Origin of the sequence: Streptomyces albus subsp. albus (assembly GCF_000719865.1) — a bacterium.
GTDB classification, from domain to species: domain Bacteria; phylum Actinomycetota; class Actinomycetes; order Streptomycetales; family Streptomycetaceae; genus Streptomyces; species Streptomyces albus_E.
On the sequence record NZ_JOID01000029.1, the window covers coordinates 1 to 14,515 of the forward strand.

Here is a 14,515-nt window from a genome sequence, read left to right on the forward strand (position 1 = left end):
TCGCACGCCTTGCCCTTGTGGCATGACCTGATCAGCCGGTTTGCGTATTCCCCAACGGAGTCGTGAACGCCCGGGGTTCCTCGCAAGAACCGGCTGAACTCTCCTCTGCTGCGATGTCTTGGCGCCTCCAGCGCCCCTGCCGACCCTCTCCTTGGGATGCGGTGCGATCGGCGTGGCAGCGTTGAGGGTGCGCTGAGCTGCGACGTGGCGCTCTTCGCGGGTTGAGGGCATCCCGCGACGGGGCTGCGCTGCCTCGGGCAACCGTCGGATGCGGCGGCCCCTCCCCCCTGCTCGTTTCTCAACTTGTCTGATGGGCTCGGGAATTGCGGTGCGATCGTGGACTGGGCGCGGGTGGAGGCCGCGGCACCCGGCGACCGGGACGACCTCCTGAGCGACGCCGCCTTCGACGAGGACTGGGACAACGACCGCGTCGGGCACCGCTGGTCCCGGCCCGCGCGGCCGGGCTAGGACTGGTACGGCGGGTACGCCTTCCGAAGAGCGGCTCGTACAAACCCCGCTTCCGGTCCGGTCAGTGCTTGCTGGGAAGCCATGCGCGAGGCCGTCGAGGTGCGCGCCCCGGAGGCTCGATGTCCTTCGGGGCGCGCAGGGGTTCGGGTTCAGGCGTTGTAGCCGCCGTGGGCGTCCAGCACCGCGCCCGTGATGTACGACGCGGCGGGGCTCGCCAGGAAGGCGATCGCCGCGGCGATCTCGTCGGGGTGCCCCATGCGTTGCAGGGACAGCGAGCTGACCAGAACTTCGAGGGTCTCGGGGTCCGGCGGTTCCATCCCGCCCTCCATCAGGCCGGCCTCCACGACGTTGGCCGTGATGTTCCGGGGCCCGAGGTCCCGTGCGACGCCCATGGTGTACCTCTCGATCCCGGACTTGGTCGCCGAGTAGTCGGCAAGGCCGGGGGTGCCGACCCGGGAGCCCAGCCCGGAACTCACCGTGATGATGCGGCCGCCCGTGCGCAGCACTCGGGAGGCGGCCCGGATGACGGCGATCACGCCGAGGTAGTTGGTGGCGTGCATCCGGTCCAGGGCGGCGGTGTCGGCGTCCGGGTCGTCCACCGTGCCGGCCACGGAGATCGCCGCGTTGTTGACGAGGATGTCCAGGCCGCCGAAGTGTGCCACCACGTCGTCGATCAGCGCCGGCGCCCGGCTCGTGTCCGCCTGGTCGGACTGGAAGGCGACGGCCTTGACTCCCTTGCCGTGCACCTCGTCGACGACGGCTCGCGCCTGCTTCTCGGAGTTGACGTAGGTGAAGGCGACGTCGGCGCCCTGCTCGGCCAGCAGTCGTACGGTCGCGGCTCCCAGGCCGCGCGATCCCCCGGTGACCAGGGCGACCTTGCCCATGAGTGGCTTGCTCATTCTTCTCACCTCGTTGATTGACCTTCCCAGCAGTCGCAACTTTAATTGTTACGACAACCCGTTGCAACCGTCCTTGTTACGACTGCGCTGTCGTAACATGAAGCGTTGCGGCCGGGAGGAGGGGTTCATGAGTGCCAACAGCAGGTTGACCATTGCCGCCCACGCGCTCGCCTGGATCGGTCTCTACCAGCGCCAGGGCCATGAGGTCGCCACCTCCGAGCAGATCGCGACCAGCGCGAACACCAATCCCGTGGTGATCAGGCGACTGCTCGGCGAGCTGCGCAGGGCCGGGCTCGTGGAGTCCCGGCGGGGCGTGGGCGCGGGCTGGTCGCTGGCGCGCGAGTTGGAGTCGATGACCCTGCTCGACGTGTACGAGGCAGTGGAACCCGGCCCGCTGTTCGCGATGCACCGCACCCCCCCGGACCAGGAATGCGTGGTGGGTCACGGCATCCAGCCGGTGATGCAGGGCATCTACGAGGGCATCGAGGAGACCCTGAGGCACGAGTTGGCCCGCGTCACGCTCGAGAACGTACTCCGGGACGTCCTCGCGGCACCGCGCTAGCCTCCCCGTTGCGCCCTGACATCACCAAGATCCCCATCGATGCCGAAGGGCGTTACGGGGTCAGACCGACAGCCCTCGCGTCGCCCGCAGCTCAGGAGCATAAGAATGATCAAGGTGGAGACGCCGGAACGGATCACCTCGGGGGACGAACGCGGACGCTACGTGTTCGTCCGAGGCTCCCGGACGACCCTCCGAGCTATCTGGTCCTGACTGCTGCGGACGCGGATGTGAAAGTCGCCGGTGGTGACGAGTGGGTGGAGGATTTCGCCTCTCCGGAGGCCTTCTTCGAGGAGGGCCGTTGGGTGGTCGAGTGGCTGAGTTGAGCCGGGAGTACCGACGCCAAGCAGGCCGGGGAGGTGGGACCCGTGAAGGACTGGCACGACGACGAGTACTGCCTCTACGTCAATGGCCGTGAGTGCTCGGATCTCTGGAGTCTGCTCCCGGACTGGTCCGGCAGTGAGGACGAGCCGGAGTGGGCGAAACACATTCCGCGCTTCGCCCGTCTCATCGCCTGCTGGAACCGGCTCGGGTTCATCAAGGTGTTCCGGTCCGCGGAGTGGCCGGCGCACCGCGCCGGCGAGGAGGTCACCGGGCAGGCACTGGACAAGCTGCTCGCCGACCCCGGGAGCTGGGAGTACACCGAGGAGCCGACCCGCTGGATCTGCGTGGCCTCCGGCGACCGGGACATCCGGGAGCTGGAGGAAGGAATGTGCGAGCAGGAGCGGTGAGCACAGCACGTGACGCGTTGGGACCCGGCCGACCTCGCCCTCTGCCGGCCGGGGCCACGTGCGTCCGGGAACCTCAGCCGCCGGCCACCCGGACTAGCTCTCGGGCCAGATGAGGCCCTGGTCGGTCCACACGACACCCTTGTTGCGGCAGAGGCAGAAGGGGTGGCCAATGGGGTCGGTGTAGACGCGGAAGCCGTAGCCGTCGGGGTCGACGCAGTCCCGCTGCAGGGTCGCGCCGAGGGCCAGGACGCGGCGCTGTTCGGCCTCGATGTCGTCGACTTCGAAGTCGAGGTGGAACTGCTTGGGGTGCTCGCTGTCGGGCCACTGCGGGGCGCGGTAGTCCTCCACCTGAATGAAGGCCAGTTCGATCTCGCCGAACCGGATACCGGCCCAGTTCTCGTTACTGCCCTCCTTGACCGGTAACCCCGTTACCTCGGAGTAGAAGGCTGCCAGCTTCATCGTGTCCGGGCAATCGATGATGAAGTCGGTTAGTCGTAGCATCCCGCGATCCTGCCACAAGATCAAATGAGCTGCAGCACCCAGCAGTCTTCGCAGCTCAGAAGCATGAGGAACACAGGCGAGTCGGCAGAGCAGCACGACGAGCACGGCCGACGGCTCATGGTCCGCAACGGCTACCACCAGCCCCGGAAGATCACCACCGCGGCCGGGGCAATCGAGGTGAAGGCCCGTTCGGCTACCTCACCCGGCCCGACCCACAAGTCGGGCAATACTCCATCTCTCCCTTAACCGGGTCAAGGGCGGCAGTGCCGCCGCCCGTACCCGATCGAAGCAGGGAGAGCGGGTCCCGGGGTCGGTCGACAACGCTCGCCTCGACCTGGCCGTACCCGTGGTCGGACCGCTGCCTGATCGACCTGGCGCCGGGCGGGAAGCAGTTCATGACCGTCGACCACGGGCAGGCGGATGTCGCCTTCCACCGCCATCCCACTGGCGACGTTCTCTTCACTCTTCCCGTTGAGGCCTTCGGGTACGACCCGGAGGACACCTTCGTGGAATGGATGGGCGGCTATCTGACCCCGGAGACGGCTGTGGTCGCCCTCGGCAGCGAGTCCGAGGACGGGGAGGAGTGGTTCCGTTTCCACCTGATCGACGTACGCACGGGCACGATCAGCGGGGACATGGCCGTTGAGGCGGCCCACGCTGACGAGATGGAGCCCCTGGGTGACGGCTCATGGCTCACCGACGGCCCCGTCCGCTGGTTCCGGACTCCGCTGCCGACTGCACCACCGCACGCGGCGAGCCGACTGCGCCACGGGATCAAGGACCGGACAACTGGGCCCGCTCAGGCGATACGGTCCCGTATCCACACCCCGGCCTCCTTCAACGCTCCGGGGTCGGCCCACGCCCCACCGGAACACGTCCCCGGCTCGAAGACCGCGCCGCTGCGAACGTCGTCGGAGTAGTTCCAGTTGGTCCAGCTGATGTTCTTCTCCGCCATCACATCGAGATAGCGCTGCGCCATCGCGAAATCGTCCGGACCGTCACCGCTGTAGTCCTGGGTGCCGAACTCCGTCACGAACACGGGAAGTTCATCGGCAGCCCGGGCCAGGGTCCGCAGGTACTCCTCCCCGTGCGAGGCGGCGTAGAAGTGGAAGGTGTACATGATGTTCCCCGCGTTCACCGGGTCCGCCAGGATCTCCGATTCCTCCGCCCCCTCCGAGACGCCCAGCGAGGACCAGGCGCGGGTGCCCACCAGTACGACGGCGTCGGGATCCCCAGCCCGCACCACGGGAATGACGTCCTGGGCATAACTCCTGATGGTTTGCCAGCTCACGCCGTTCGGTTCGTTGGCGATCTCGTAGAGCACGTTGTCCTGGTGGCCGTGGCGCTCGGTGATCTCGGTGAAGAAGCGGGTGGCCAACTCCTTGTTGACGTGGGGATCCCCCGGGTCCAGCATGTGCCAGTCCACGATCACGTACATCCCGCGTTCCGTCGCCTGGTCGATGACGCGGCTTGCCAGATCGGTGAAACGTTCCGGGTCCGTCTCGTATCCGTCCTCCTGGACGTAGGTGGAGACCCGCAGGACGTCCGCGCCCCAGTCGCGGGCCAGGACGTCCAGGGAAGCCCCGGTCAGACAGTGTTCGAACCACTGAGTACCGTGGGAACTCATCCCGCGCAGCTGAACCGGCTTCCCGTCCTGCCCGCACAGCGCGGTACCGCACACCTCCAGCCGCCCGTGCGCCTGGACCGGCGTGAGCGCGCCCGCGCCGGCCGAAGCCGTGCCGGGCACCGCCACCCCGGCACTCACCGCCAGCAGACCGGCGGCCCAGAAGCGGGCCAGGGACCGCCGGAAACACATAGACCCACGTAAGACCATCACTGTCCTCTCCGAGAACTCCATGTACGTCACGGGCCACACGGCACACGCCGGGCCGTCTTTTCGGCACGGGACCGACGCCGCACCGCGGCGCCGCCGGAGGCGACCGCCCCGGGCCGGGCCGTCCCCCGCGGCCACCGCACGGACGGGCAGACGGCCGCCCCGCCCGGGGAGCCCGGCCACCGCGCCGGCCTCCCCCGTATCCGCCGAGCCGGCGGAACCGGCCCTCCGGTGGGAGCGGGAGGGCCCGGCGCCCTCCCGCTCCCGCGCCGCGGGGGTCAGTCCGTGATCAGCGCCGCGAAGGGGTCCTCCGCCGGCCGCGCGAGCACACCGCCGAAGTTGCCCTCGACTTCCGCCTTCTCCGCCGCGTTCGGGTAGGGGTTCGTGCAGGCGGTCCCGGCGCTGGAGCCGGACATCAGGCTCGAACAGGGACCCGGCTTGCGGTCCGGCAGGCCCAGGATGTGGCCGAGTTCGTGCGAGGAGATCCGCACCGTGTCATAGCCCTGGTCGACGGCCTGCCGGCCCATGTAGACGGTCCCGTTGCCCAGGGACGTGGTCTGGGCACGGGGCCAGCCGTCGTCGGCCAGGATCCGGATGTTGGCGCGCTGACCGGTGGCGACCGGACGCAGTTCGACACCGTCGACGCTCTCGTTCCAGATCGCCGCACCCCGGTCGACCGCGGTCTTGAACTCGGCCGACGCGCTCGCGTCGTAGGTGACCACGCGGGCGGCCGCGGTGCTCTCCGCGGAGTCCGTGGAGGGGGCGGCGGAAGCCTGGCCGCCGGCCAGGGCGAAAGCCAGGGTGAGAGTGGCGGCGAAGCCGCGTGTGCGGGTGCGGACGTGCATGGGCGTCCTCCTTGTGGGGGGAATGACAAGCGTGTGCATGACACACCCTCGCTCCCTGCCCACCGGAGGCAGGGCCCAATCCGTCATTCGGCCCGCCCCGGCCCGGCCCCGGCGATCGGCCCGGCGAGCGGCTTCCCCCGGCACGCGCCCCGGGCACACACGCCCCCCGGCCGCAGGCCCGCGGGATCCGCGCGGCGGACGGCGGAAAGCGAACGGCCCCGGGAACGATTCGGCCGCACCGGACGCCCGTGCCTGCGGGGACGGCACGCCTCCCGCTCCGCCGCACCCGCGTCCCGCAGCGGCGAGGGGCCGGTGCTACCGCCGGTGGCCGGCCGGGCTGATGATCACGTCCAGGACCTCGCGGACCGCCGAGAAGGCGGCATAGTTGATGCTCGCGGCCAGGGCGTCGCCGTCGCCCCCTCCGCCCGCTTGCTCCCTGGCTCCGGCTTCCTGCTCCACCGCCCAGTCCCGGGCGACCCTGATCCGGCGGAGGAGTTCGTCTGCGTCCACGGCTTCACTCATGACCGGAACCTACCCAGCCCTCCGCCGCCGCAGCCGGACGATCCGGTTCCGAAGCGGCCGGGGACCCGCCCGGCGCGCCGTACGGCCACGCCCTCCGGTCCCGTGCGGAGCCCCGTCCGGCGTCCCCCGGAACCCCTTCCCCGGGTCCACCCGGAGGGGGCCGGCGCAGCCCGGTGCCTCGGAGGTTCCTCCCGCACAGGGGGGTGCTACCTTGTCCGATCAACCGGACCGGACGCACCGCGCCGCAGGCCGGCGGGCCTGCTCGGGCGGCGCGCGACACGGCGACGCCCGTCCCCGCGTCTCCCCCCCGTCTCCCTACGTCTCCTTCTCCCCCACACCCGAGCCCGTCTCCGGCACGGCGGCCGCTGCCGCGCCGGACGCGAGGGGAACCGTCGCTCGCGCGGTCCCCGTGAGAAAGGACAGTGGTATGGCAGTGACCTCTTCGGACGCTTCCCGGCCGGGCGCCTACGCGGCCGCCCACCGTCGGAGCATCGAGGACCCCGAGGGCTTCTGGCTGGACGCCGCCCGGGAGATCGACTGGACGGTACCGCCCTCGACGGCGCTCGACGGCTCCCGCGCGCCGCTGTACCGCTGGTTCCCGGACGGGGAGCTCAACACCTGCCACAACGCCGTGGACCGCCATGTGGAGGCCGGTCACGGGGACCGGCTCGCGATCATTCACGACAGCCCCGTCACCGGCGCCGTCACGAAGCTCACCTACCGGGAACTGCGCGACGAGGTGGCCCGGCTGGCCGGTCTGCTGTCCTCCTGGGGCGTGGCCAAGGGCGACCGCGTCGTCGTCTACATGCCGATGATCCCGCAGGCGGCGGTCGCGATGCTGGCCTGCGCCCGGATCGGCGCGGTCCACTCGGTGGTCTTCGGCGGTTTCGCCGCGCACGAGCTGGCGGTCCGGATCGACGACGCCCGGCCGAAGGTGGTCCTGACCGCCTCCTGCGGGATCGAGCCGTCCCGCACCGTCCCCTACAAGCCGCTCCTCGACTCCGCCCTCGACCAGGCCGCGCACCGCCCGGAGCGCTGCCTGGTCTTCCAGCGGCCGCAGTACACCGCCGAGCTCACCGAGGGGCGGGACGCGGACTGGGCCGAGGCCGTGGCCGGCGCCGAGCCCGTGGGCTGCACCCCGGTCGCCGCCACCGACCCGCTCTACATCCTCTACACCTCCGGGACCACGGGCCGCCCCAAGGGCGTGGTCCGGGACAACGGGGGGCACGCGGTGGCCCTGCGCTGGTCCATGCGGTACATCTTCGACACCCACCCGGGCGAGGTCTACTGGGCCGCCTCCGACGTCGGCTGGGTCGTCGGCCACTCGTACATCGTCTACGGCCCGCTGCTGGCCGGCTGCACCACCGTCCTCTACGAGGGCAAGCCCGTGGGCACCCCGGACGCCGGCGCCTTCTGGCGTGTCGTCGCCGACCACGGCGTGAAGACCCTCTTCACCGCGCCCACGGCGATCCGCGTGGTCAAGAAGGAGGACCCGCAGGGCAAGCTGTTCGCCCGGTACGACACCGGGTCGCTGCGCGTCCTCTTCCTCGCCGGCGAGCGGCTCGACCCGCAGACGTACCACTGGGCCGGCGACCTGCTCGGTGTGCCGGTCGTCGACAACTGGTGGCAGACGGAGACGGGCTGGCCGATCGTCGCCGACCCCATGGGTCTGGAACCGCACCCGACCAAGCCGGGCTCCCCCACCCTGCCGGTCCCCGGCTACGACGTCCGCATCCTCGGCGAGGACGGCCGGGAGGTGCCGGACGGCACCGACGGAGCCGTGGCCCTCAAGCTGCCGCTCCCGCCCGGCACCCTGCCCACGCTCTGGGGCGACGACCAGCGCTACATCGACTCCTACCTCTCCACCTACGAGGGCTACTACCTCTCGGGGGACGGCGGCCGCAAGGACGAGGACGGCTACGTCTACATCATGGGCCGGGTCGACGACGTGCTGAACGTCGCCGGGCACCGCCTCTCCAGCGGCGCGATGGAAGAGGTGCTCGCCGGGCACCCGGACGTCGCCGAGTGCGCCGTGATCGGGGTGCGGGACGAGCTCAAGGGCCAGGTGCCGCGCGGGCTGGTGGTGCTCAAGGCGGGCGTCGACCGGCCCGCCGGGGAGATCGCGGCGGAGCTCGTGGCCGCCGTGCGCGAGCAGATCGGGCCGGTCGCCGCGCTGCGCCGGATCGATGTCGTCGCGGCGCTGCCGAAGACCCGTTCGGGGAAGATCCTGCGCCGCACCATGCGGGACATCGCCGACGGCGGCGACCCCGCGCTGCCGTCCACCATCGAGGACCCGGCGGTGATCCAGACGCTGCGCCCCGTGCTGCGCGACGGTTCCTGAGCGGCCGGGGTCCGGGCCGCGTGGGGTCCCGTTCCGGCGGTGTGACGTCCTGCAGGCGGTGTGAGCCCGGCTCGGCCGGAGTCAGGTACCGTCCGCCCGCGGGTCCCGGGGGTTCTCCGGCTCCGCTCCCGCGGCTTCCGGCGCCGCCCCCCGCTCCGGCGGTTCGGGGGCGGCGCCGGCCGCGGGGGTCGTTCCGGGCTCGCTGCTGACGTACTCGGTGAGCCGGTGGACCTGCCGCTCCAGGGCTCGGATCCGGTCCATGACGTGCTCGGGGAGATGCGGCATCGGCCTGATTCCTCCGGATGACGGGTCGGCGTTCTCCTTGCGGTTCCCGTTCCCGTCTGCCCCCGTGGTCCGGGGGGACAGCGGGCGTCCCCACCATCGTGGAACCCCGCCCGCCCGGAGCGCAGCCGAACGCCGGTTCCGGCCGGGAACCACCGCGGCCCGGGGCGCGCCCGTCCGGGCGGTCCGCGTGCGGGCCGGCACGGACGGCGACCCCGGTCGCCGCCCGGTCACCGCTCCGCGGCCCCGTCCAGGCCGCAGCGGCGCTGGAAGACGACGGCGACCGCCATCAGCGCGGCGGGAAGGACGGTGAATCCCAGGAGCAGTGCCGTGAGCGCGGAGTCCGGCTGCGCCACGGTGTGCCCCTCCGTGGTGGCGACGAAGCCGCCGACGGCGAGGGCCGCGGAGTACACATACGGCCCGACGGCCGTCCCCGTCGCCTCGGTGGCCGTCCAGACGCCGGTGTACGCGCCGGCGCGGGCCGTGCCCCGCCTCTCCGCGGCGGCCACCGCGTCCGGCACCATCGAGAAGGCCAGCAGCTGCAGCCCGGCGAAGGCGGTGCCGAGGGCCACCACCACCACGACCGTGAAGGCCACCCCGGCCGTCCCGCCCAGCAGCAGTGCCAGCGAGCCGGCGATGAACATGCCCTGCGCCAGCAGCAGTCCGCGCTGCTTTCCGGTCCGCCGCGACAGCCACAGCCAGCCGGGGCCGGCGATCACGGCCGGGGCGAGGAATCCGCCCATGAAGACGGTGGTGAGGCCGCTGTCCCCGAAGACGTACCGGGTGTAGAAGGGGAGCGCGGCGAGGAAGAGGTGCGTGGTGGTGCCGGTGAAGAAGTACGAGAGCACGAGCGCCCGGAAGTCGCGGTCCCGCCCGGCGAGCCGCAGGTCCGCGAGGACGGAGTGACCGTGCGCGCCGGGCGGGCGGAAGCCGCAGCGGCCGGTGAGCCGCCGGACGCCGGCGAGGCCGATCACCCCGGACACGGCCATCCCGACCGCCAGCACCACCGCCATCCGCGAGTAGTCCCCGCGGGCCCCCGAGGCGACCAGGGCCGGTGCCGCCACCCCGGAGGCGAGCAGCCCCAGGGTCAGCAAGAGCATCCGGAACATGAAGACGCGGGTGCGCTCGTGATAGCCGATGCGCAGATCCGAGGGTGTCGTCAGATACGGCACCTGGAAGCAGGCGAAGAGCAGGTTGCCGGCGATGTACCAGCCGCCGACCCACAGCGCGGCCCCCGGCCCGGAGAGGCCCGCGGGCACGGTGAACATGGCGGCCAGGGCGAGCGCCAGCAGCAGTCCCCAGCGGAGCATGCCCCGCCGGTGCCCGGTCCGGCGGGCCTGCCGGTCGGAGAGCGTGCCCAGCAGCGGGTGGACCAGCGCGTCGACGATTTTCGGTACGAGGAGCGTCAGTCCGGCGAGGAACGGCGAGACGCCCAGCGTGTGGGTGAGGAAGTACAGCAGGAGCAGCCCGGGCACGGTGACCCACACGCCCATGCCGACCGAGCCGGTGGCGTACGTCATGAGGTCGCCGGCCCGCGGCCGCCGCGAAGGCCCTGCCTGCTCGGTCTGCCCGTTCTGCCCGGCCGCATCGGCCGTCCCGGCCGTCTCCCGCGTCAGCGGGTCCGGGGCGGCGGTCACGGCCGGTCCCCGTGGCGCCGGACGACCCCGGCGGCCGCCTCCGCGCCCTCGAAGGCCCCGGACCGGACGCGGCCGGCCAGGGTGCGGGCGACGATCCGGTCGGTCAGCCACGGCAGATGGCGGGCCAGGAAGATCTCCGCGGCCCCGCGCCGCGTGGTGGCCAGGTCGCGGCGGACCCGGCGGCCGAGTCCGGCCCGGAGCACCGTGTCCACCACCCCCTCCAGCGGCTCGTAGCTGCTCATCCCCTCCAGGGACAGCCCTGCCGCCGCGGTCGAGTCGTGGATGGGGCTGCGCACCGCCGAGGGGTAGACGCAGCTCACGCCGACATGAGTGCCGATCTCCAGACGGAGCGCGTCGGCGTAGGCCACCAGCGCGCGCTTGGACGCCCCGTACGCGGCCGCCAGGGGCAGCTGCAGCACGGCCATCCGCGAGGAGACCATGACGACCCGGCCCCGGGACGCCACGAGGGCGTCCACGCAGGCGGCGGTCACGCGCCAGGTGCCGAGCAGGTTGATGTCGAACTGGCGGCGGACCTCGGCCCCGGGCGGGAGTTCGGCGGGGGCGGGCCCGCCGGTCCCGGCGTTGTTGATCAGGAGGTCCAGGCCGCCGAGCCGGGCGAGCGCTTCGGCCACCGCGCCCGGCACGGCGGCGTCGTCGGTGATGTCGCAGGCCAGGACCTCGACCGGGTCGTCCGGGCCGGGGGCCAGGTCCAGGCCGACGACGTGCGCGCCGAGCTCAGTGAGCCGGGCGGAGAGCGCCCGGCCGAAGGTGCCGGAGGCGCCCGTGACGAGGACGCGCAGGCCGCGCGCGTCGCGGCGGCCGCCGCCGAGCAGGGCGGCGAGGGCGGCCCCGGGAGCGGTGCGGACGGCGGCGGGGCGGGCGGTACCGCCGGCGGTGCCGGTGCTGCCGGTACGGGGTGCGGTGCTCATACGGTGCTCTCCTCACGGGTGGCCGGGGCGGCCGGGCGGCCCGCGCCGCGCCGTGCGCGGGCGCGCCCGGCCCGCGTCTCCCGGGCCAGGCCGGCGATGTAGCGGTCGAAGTCGATCCGCATCCGCGGCCGCCGGTCGCTCCCCCAGCGCGCGGTGGCGTCCCGCAGGTCACGGTCGGTGGAGCGCCGCTGCTCCGCCGCCGGGGGCAGCGCGTAGGCGCCGGAGAGGCGGGCGGCCACCAGCTTGGCCTGCGCCTCGACGACGGGGAGCGCGGCGCCGGTGGACTGCATCAGCCCGACGAAGGCCAGACCGGGGTCGTCCAGATGGAACACCCTCTTGTAGAGGGGCAGTTGCTCGGGGTCCGCGCCCGTCCAGCGGGGGGAGAGGAAGGGGATGGTGACGCGGTAGCCGGTGGCCCAGACGATGACGTCCACCGGGTCGGAGCGGCCGTCGGTGAAGACGACCCGGTCCCCCTCGAAGCGGTCGATGCCGGGGCGCGCGGCCACCTCGCCGTGGGTGAGGCGGTGCAGGATGGTGTCGCTGATGGTGGGGTGGTTCTGGAAGAGGCCGCCGGCGGGGGCGGGGAGCCCGTAGCGCTGCGGAGGGCCCACGGCCAGCTTGAGCAGCGCCTCGGCGATCCGCTGGCGGGTCCGCCAGGGCAGGACGGCCAGGGCGCCGCCGGTCGCGTCGGCCGGGCGGCCGAACAGGTATTTGGGCACGATGTGCACCCCGCGGCGGGCCGAGAGCAGGACCGGGCCGCGGGCGGTGTACGAGGCGTCGACGGCGATGTCCATGGCGGAGTTGCCCATGCCGACGACGAGCACCCGGCGGTCCCGGAAGGCTTCGGCGGTGCGGTAGTCGTGCGCGTGGGTCTGCGTTCCGGAGAAGGTGCCGGGGTAGCCGGGGTCGGGGAGCCGCGGGTCCCAGTTGTGGCCGTTGGCGACCACGACGGTGTCGTAGCGGGCGGTGTCGCCGGCGTCGGTGGTGACACGCCAGGTGTGGGGGGCGCCGCGCTCCGCCCCGTCCCCGCGTTCGACGGCTTCTACGGCTTCAACCGCTTCGACGGAGGTGACCGTGGTGCCGTAGCGGATGTGCGGGGTGAGGCCGAAGGTCTCCGCGTAGTCGGCGAGGTATCCGGCCATGAGGTCGGCCGACGGGTAGTCGGGCCACTCCGCCGGCATCGGGAAGTCCGCGAACTGGGTGCGTCCCTTGCTGGTGTTGAGGTGGAGCGAGGCGTAGGCGGGCGAAAGTCCGCTGCTGTTGCCGCGGGCCCACAGCCCTCCGGGCCGGTCGCCCTTCTCATAGGTGACGGTGTCGATGCCGGCGTCGAGGAGGGCCTTGGTGGCGGCGAGACCTGCCGCTCCGGCGCCGATCACGGCGGCACGGCGGGGAGGGGGCATGCTGGCGGCTCCTGAGGACGGTACGGGGCGACGGGGCGGCGCCGGTCACCGCGCGCGGGCGGCGGAGGGCCGGCGGAAGCGGAGGGGGCGGGGCCGCGGGCCGCGGTTCGGCTTGTGGTGGGACCCAACCGTAGGCGCGCCCTCCGGGCCGGGACATGGCCTGCGTCACCCGATTCGGCCCCTGGATTGTTCCCGGTCACAAGGACGGGCAGGATGACGGGATGCACGCGCGCGACGACTGGCCCCCGGTGGTCGATCTCATCGAGCGGGTCGTCGGCGAGGACGACCTGCTGCCCTCCGTGGTGGCCACCGTCCGCACGATGGTGCAGGAGATCGCGGCCCTGCCCGCCGCCGACATCGCCGGGCACACCCGCGCGCTGCTGGCCGCGGCCACCCGGGCGCTGGCGGCCCGCCGGGGGCCGACGGAGGCGGAGCTGTCGTTCGTGGAGGAGCTGGCGGTGACGCGCGCCCGCCAGGGGGTGTCCATCGAGGCCGTCCTGGCGGCCGTGCACGTGGCCGAGCGGGCGATCTGGTCGCGGGCCCGGGAGCTGGCCGGCGGGGCCGGGGTGGCACCCGAACGGCTGCTGGACGCACGGGAGTTGTACGACGACTGGGCCGAGGCCGTACGGGTCCGGCTGATCACGGCCCACCGCGCCACCGGGGCCGACCGGGAGCCGCTGAGCGGTGAGCGCGACGCGGCGCTGCTGCGGCGGCTGTTCGCCGGCGGTTCGGCGGCCGCGCTGGCGGCCGCCGAGGCGGGGCTGCCGGGCGCCGGCGGGCTGTGGGTGCTGGTCGCCCGGCCGGAGGACGCCGCGGCCGCGCCCGCGCCGGACCGCGCGCCCCGCGACCCGGGCGCTCCGGCGCTGTCCGCGCTGGTGGACGGTCTGCTGGTCGCCGTGCACGCCCGGCGGCCCCCGCCGCGTACCGCCCGCGCCGTGGTCCGGGCGGGGGCGGTGGCCGGGCTCGCCGGGCCCGGCGACCCGGAGGGGCTGGCCCTCGTACGGCGTCTCGCGGTGGACGCTCTCACGGCCGCCGAGTCGGCGGGACGGTCCGGGGTGGTGCACGTCGCGGAGGTGGCGGCGCTGGCCGCGATGGTGGACCGGGCGGATCTGGCGGCGGTGCTGCTCGACCGCCACGGGGCGGCGCTGACCGGGCTGGGCGCGAACGCCGGGCCGGTCGCCCTCGCCGTCCGCGCCTGGCTGGAGGCCGACCGGGACGTGCCGGCGGCGGCCGAGCGGCTGTTCGTCCACCCCAATACGGTGCGCAACCGGATCCAGCGCTTCTCGGCCGTCACCGGGATCGACCCGGCCGGCACCTTCGGGGCCGTCGACGCCTGGTGGCTGTGCCGGGCCTGGCTCGCGGCAGGGTCCTGACCGGCACCGGGCGCCACCGGGGGCGGCGCGGCGGACGGTGGGCGGCGGCCCCGGTCTTCCCGTCCCGCCGGGATTTTCCGGCCGGCTCCGCGGTGCCGATGGGCGTCAAAAGGTGAGATAACCTTTTTCGCGGTTTGCCGTGCGCGGTGCGCGGAGTGGCCGTATCGACAGGGTTGTGTCCACCACAGTGGTCC

General features: G+C 73.0%; 14 protein-coding genes and 1 pseudogene. 6 read left to right on the forward strand and 9 right to left on the reverse strand.

What is annotated here, in order from left to right:
• Positions 1-336: 336 nt before the first annotated feature.
• Positions 337-468: a hypothetical protein gene (locus IF83_RS35365; protein WP_279617229.1), complete on the forward strand. Its 132-nt coding sequence runs from the start codon at positions 337-339 to the stop codon at positions 466-468.
• A gap of 149 nt (positions 469-617) precedes the next feature.
• On the opposite strand, the gene IF83_RS0124715 is transcribed toward IF83_RS35365, so the two are convergent.
• Complete coding sequence (locus IF83_RS0124715; protein ID WP_030547749.1) at positions 618-1,367, reverse strand: SDR family NAD(P)-dependent oxidoreductase; 750 nt, start codon at positions 1,365-1,367, stop codon at positions 618-620.
• A gap of 127 nt (positions 1,368-1,494) precedes the next feature.
• Here IF83_RS0124715 and IF83_RS0124720 point away from each other — a divergent pair, with 127 nt between their 5' ends.
• Together IF83_RS0124720 and IF83_RS0124735 are read left to right on the forward strand one after the other, a co-directional pair.
• Complete coding sequence (locus IF83_RS0124720) at positions 1,495-1,929, forward strand: Rrf2 family transcriptional regulator (protein ID WP_030547751.1); 435 nt, start codon at positions 1,495-1,497, stop codon at positions 1,927-1,929.
• A gap of 365 nt (positions 1,930-2,294) precedes the next feature.
• A complete protein-coding gene (locus IF83_RS0124735) occupies positions 2,295-2,657 on the forward strand; it encodes a hypothetical protein (protein ID WP_030547753.1) in 363 nt (120 codons plus the stop codon).
• Positions 2,658-2,750: 93 nt separating this feature from the next.
• Here the strand turns inward: IF83_RS0124735 and IF83_RS0124740 are convergent, their stop codons facing one another.
• Complete coding sequence (locus tag IF83_RS0124740) at positions 2,751-3,158, reverse strand: VOC family protein (protein WP_030547755.1); 408 nt, start codon at positions 3,156-3,158, stop codon at positions 2,751-2,753.
• A 341-nt stretch (positions 3,159-3,499) separates the two neighbouring features.
• On the opposite strand from IF83_RS0124740, the pseudogene IF83_RS32550 reads away from it, so the two are divergent.
• Positions 3,500-3,907 (forward strand): annotated as a pseudogene (locus IF83_RS32550) (hypothetical protein); the annotation flags it as partial.
• Between the two features lie 50 nt (positions 3,908-3,957).
• Here IF83_RS32550 and IF83_RS0124750 read toward each other — a convergent pair.
• The 3 genes from IF83_RS0124750 to IF83_RS0124760 all read right to left on the reverse strand — a co-directional run bounded on the left by IF83_RS0124750 (position 3,958) and on the right by IF83_RS0124760 (position 6,359).
• A complete protein-coding gene (locus IF83_RS0124750; RefSeq protein ID WP_037681219.1) occupies positions 3,958-4,974 on the reverse strand; it encodes a glycoside hydrolase family 5 protein in 1,017 nt (338 codons plus the stop codon).
• 296 nt (positions 4,975-5,270) lie between these two features.
• Positions 5,271-5,837, reverse strand: a complete 567-nt coding sequence (locus IF83_RS0124755; protein ID WP_030547760.1) for a snapalysin family zinc-dependent metalloprotease — start codon at positions 5,835-5,837, stop codon at positions 5,271-5,273.
• Between the two features lie 315 nt (positions 5,838-6,152).
• Positions 6,153-6,359: a hypothetical protein gene (locus IF83_RS0124760; RefSeq protein WP_158711104.1), complete on the reverse strand. Its 207-nt coding sequence runs from the start codon at positions 6,357-6,359 to the stop codon at positions 6,153-6,155.
• Between the two features lie 427 nt (positions 6,360-6,786).
• On the opposite strand from IF83_RS0124760, the gene IF83_RS0124765 reads away from it, so the two are divergent.
• Positions 6,787-8,700, forward strand: a complete 1,914-nt coding sequence (locus IF83_RS0124765; protein ID WP_051723328.1) for a propionyl-CoA synthetase — start codon at positions 6,787-6,789, stop codon at positions 8,698-8,700.
• Positions 8,701-8,781: 81 nt separating this feature from the next.
• On the opposite strand, the gene IF83_RS30645 is transcribed toward IF83_RS0124765, so the two are convergent.
• The 4 genes from IF83_RS30645 to IF83_RS0124785 form a co-directional block, all read right to left on the reverse strand.
• A complete protein-coding gene (locus IF83_RS30645; RefSeq protein WP_037681221.1) occupies positions 8,782-8,985 on the reverse strand; it encodes a hypothetical protein in 204 nt (67 codons plus the stop codon).
• A gap of 227 nt (positions 8,986-9,212) precedes the next feature.
• Complete coding sequence (locus IF83_RS0124775; RefSeq protein ID WP_244177196.1) at positions 9,213-10,619, reverse strand: MFS transporter; 1,407 nt, start codon at positions 10,617-10,619, stop codon at positions 9,213-9,215.
• Positions 10,616-11,548 carry an SDR family NAD(P)-dependent oxidoreductase gene (locus IF83_RS0124780; RefSeq protein ID WP_078843834.1) on the reverse strand — a complete coding sequence of 311 codons (933 nt, stop codon included), beginning with the start codon at positions 11,546-11,548 and terminating at the stop codon, positions 10,616-10,618. Before IF83_RS0124780 ends, IF83_RS0124775 begins: the two co-directional genes overlap by 4 nt.
• A complete protein-coding gene (locus IF83_RS0124785) occupies positions 11,545-12,948 on the reverse strand; it encodes a flavin-containing monooxygenase (RefSeq protein WP_030547770.1) in 1,404 nt (467 codons plus the stop codon). The genes IF83_RS0124780 and IF83_RS0124785 overlap by 4 nt, the downstream gene beginning before the upstream one ends.
• Positions 12,949-13,169: 221 nt before the next feature.
• Here IF83_RS0124785 and IF83_RS0124790 point away from each other — a divergent pair, with 221 nt between their 5' ends.
• Complete coding sequence (locus IF83_RS0124790) at positions 13,170-14,321, forward strand: helix-turn-helix domain-containing protein (protein WP_030547772.1); 1,152 nt, start codon at positions 13,170-13,172, stop codon at positions 14,319-14,321.
• Positions 14,322-14,515: the final 194 nt, after the last annotated feature.

What these genes read in the sequence shown, in the direction of transcription:
- IF83_RS0124715 (WP_030547749.1), bottom strand. Translation starts at nt 1,367, where the DNA reads ATGAGCAAGCCACTCATGGGCAAGGTCGCCCTGGTCACCGGGGGATCG.
- IF83_RS0124720 (WP_030547751.1), top strand. Translation starts at nt 1,495, where the DNA reads ATGAGTGCCAACAGCAGGTTGACCATTGCCGCCCACGCGCTCGCCTGG.
- IF83_RS0124740 (WP_030547755.1), bottom strand. Translation starts at nt 3,158, where the DNA reads ATGCTACGACTAACCGACTTCATCATCGATTGCCCGGACACGATGAAG.
- IF83_RS0124750 (WP_037681219.1), bottom strand. Translation starts at nt 4,974, where the DNA reads ATGTGTTTCCGGCGGTCCCTGGCCCGCTTCTGGGCCGCCGGTCTGCTG.
- IF83_RS0124755 (WP_030547760.1), bottom strand. Translation starts at nt 5,837, where the DNA reads ATGCACGTCCGCACCCGCACACGCGGCTTCGCCGCCACTCTCACCCTG.
- IF83_RS0124760 (WP_158711104.1), bottom strand. Translation starts at nt 6,359, where the DNA reads ATGAGTGAAGCCGTGGACGCAGACGAACTCCTCCGCCGGATCAGGGTC.
- IF83_RS0124765 (WP_051723328.1), top strand. Translation starts at nt 6,787, where the DNA reads ATGGCAGTGACCTCTTCGGACGCTTCCCGGCCGGGCGCCTACGCGGCC.
- IF83_RS30645 (WP_037681221.1), bottom strand. Translation starts at nt 8,985, where the DNA reads ATGCCGCATCTCCCCGAGCACGTCATGGACCGGATCCGAGCCCTGGAG.
- IF83_RS0124780 (WP_078843834.1), bottom strand. Translation starts at nt 11,548, where the DNA reads ATGAGCACCGCACCCCGTACCGGCAGCACCGGCACCGCCGGCGGTACC.
- IF83_RS0124785 (WP_030547770.1), bottom strand. Translation starts at nt 12,948, where the DNA reads ATGCCCCCTCCCCGCCGTGCCGCCGTGATCGGCGCCGGAGCGGCAGGT.
- IF83_RS0124790 (WP_030547772.1), top strand. Translation starts at nt 13,170, where the DNA reads ATGCACGCGCGCGACGACTGGCCCCCGGTGGTCGATCTCATCGAGCGG.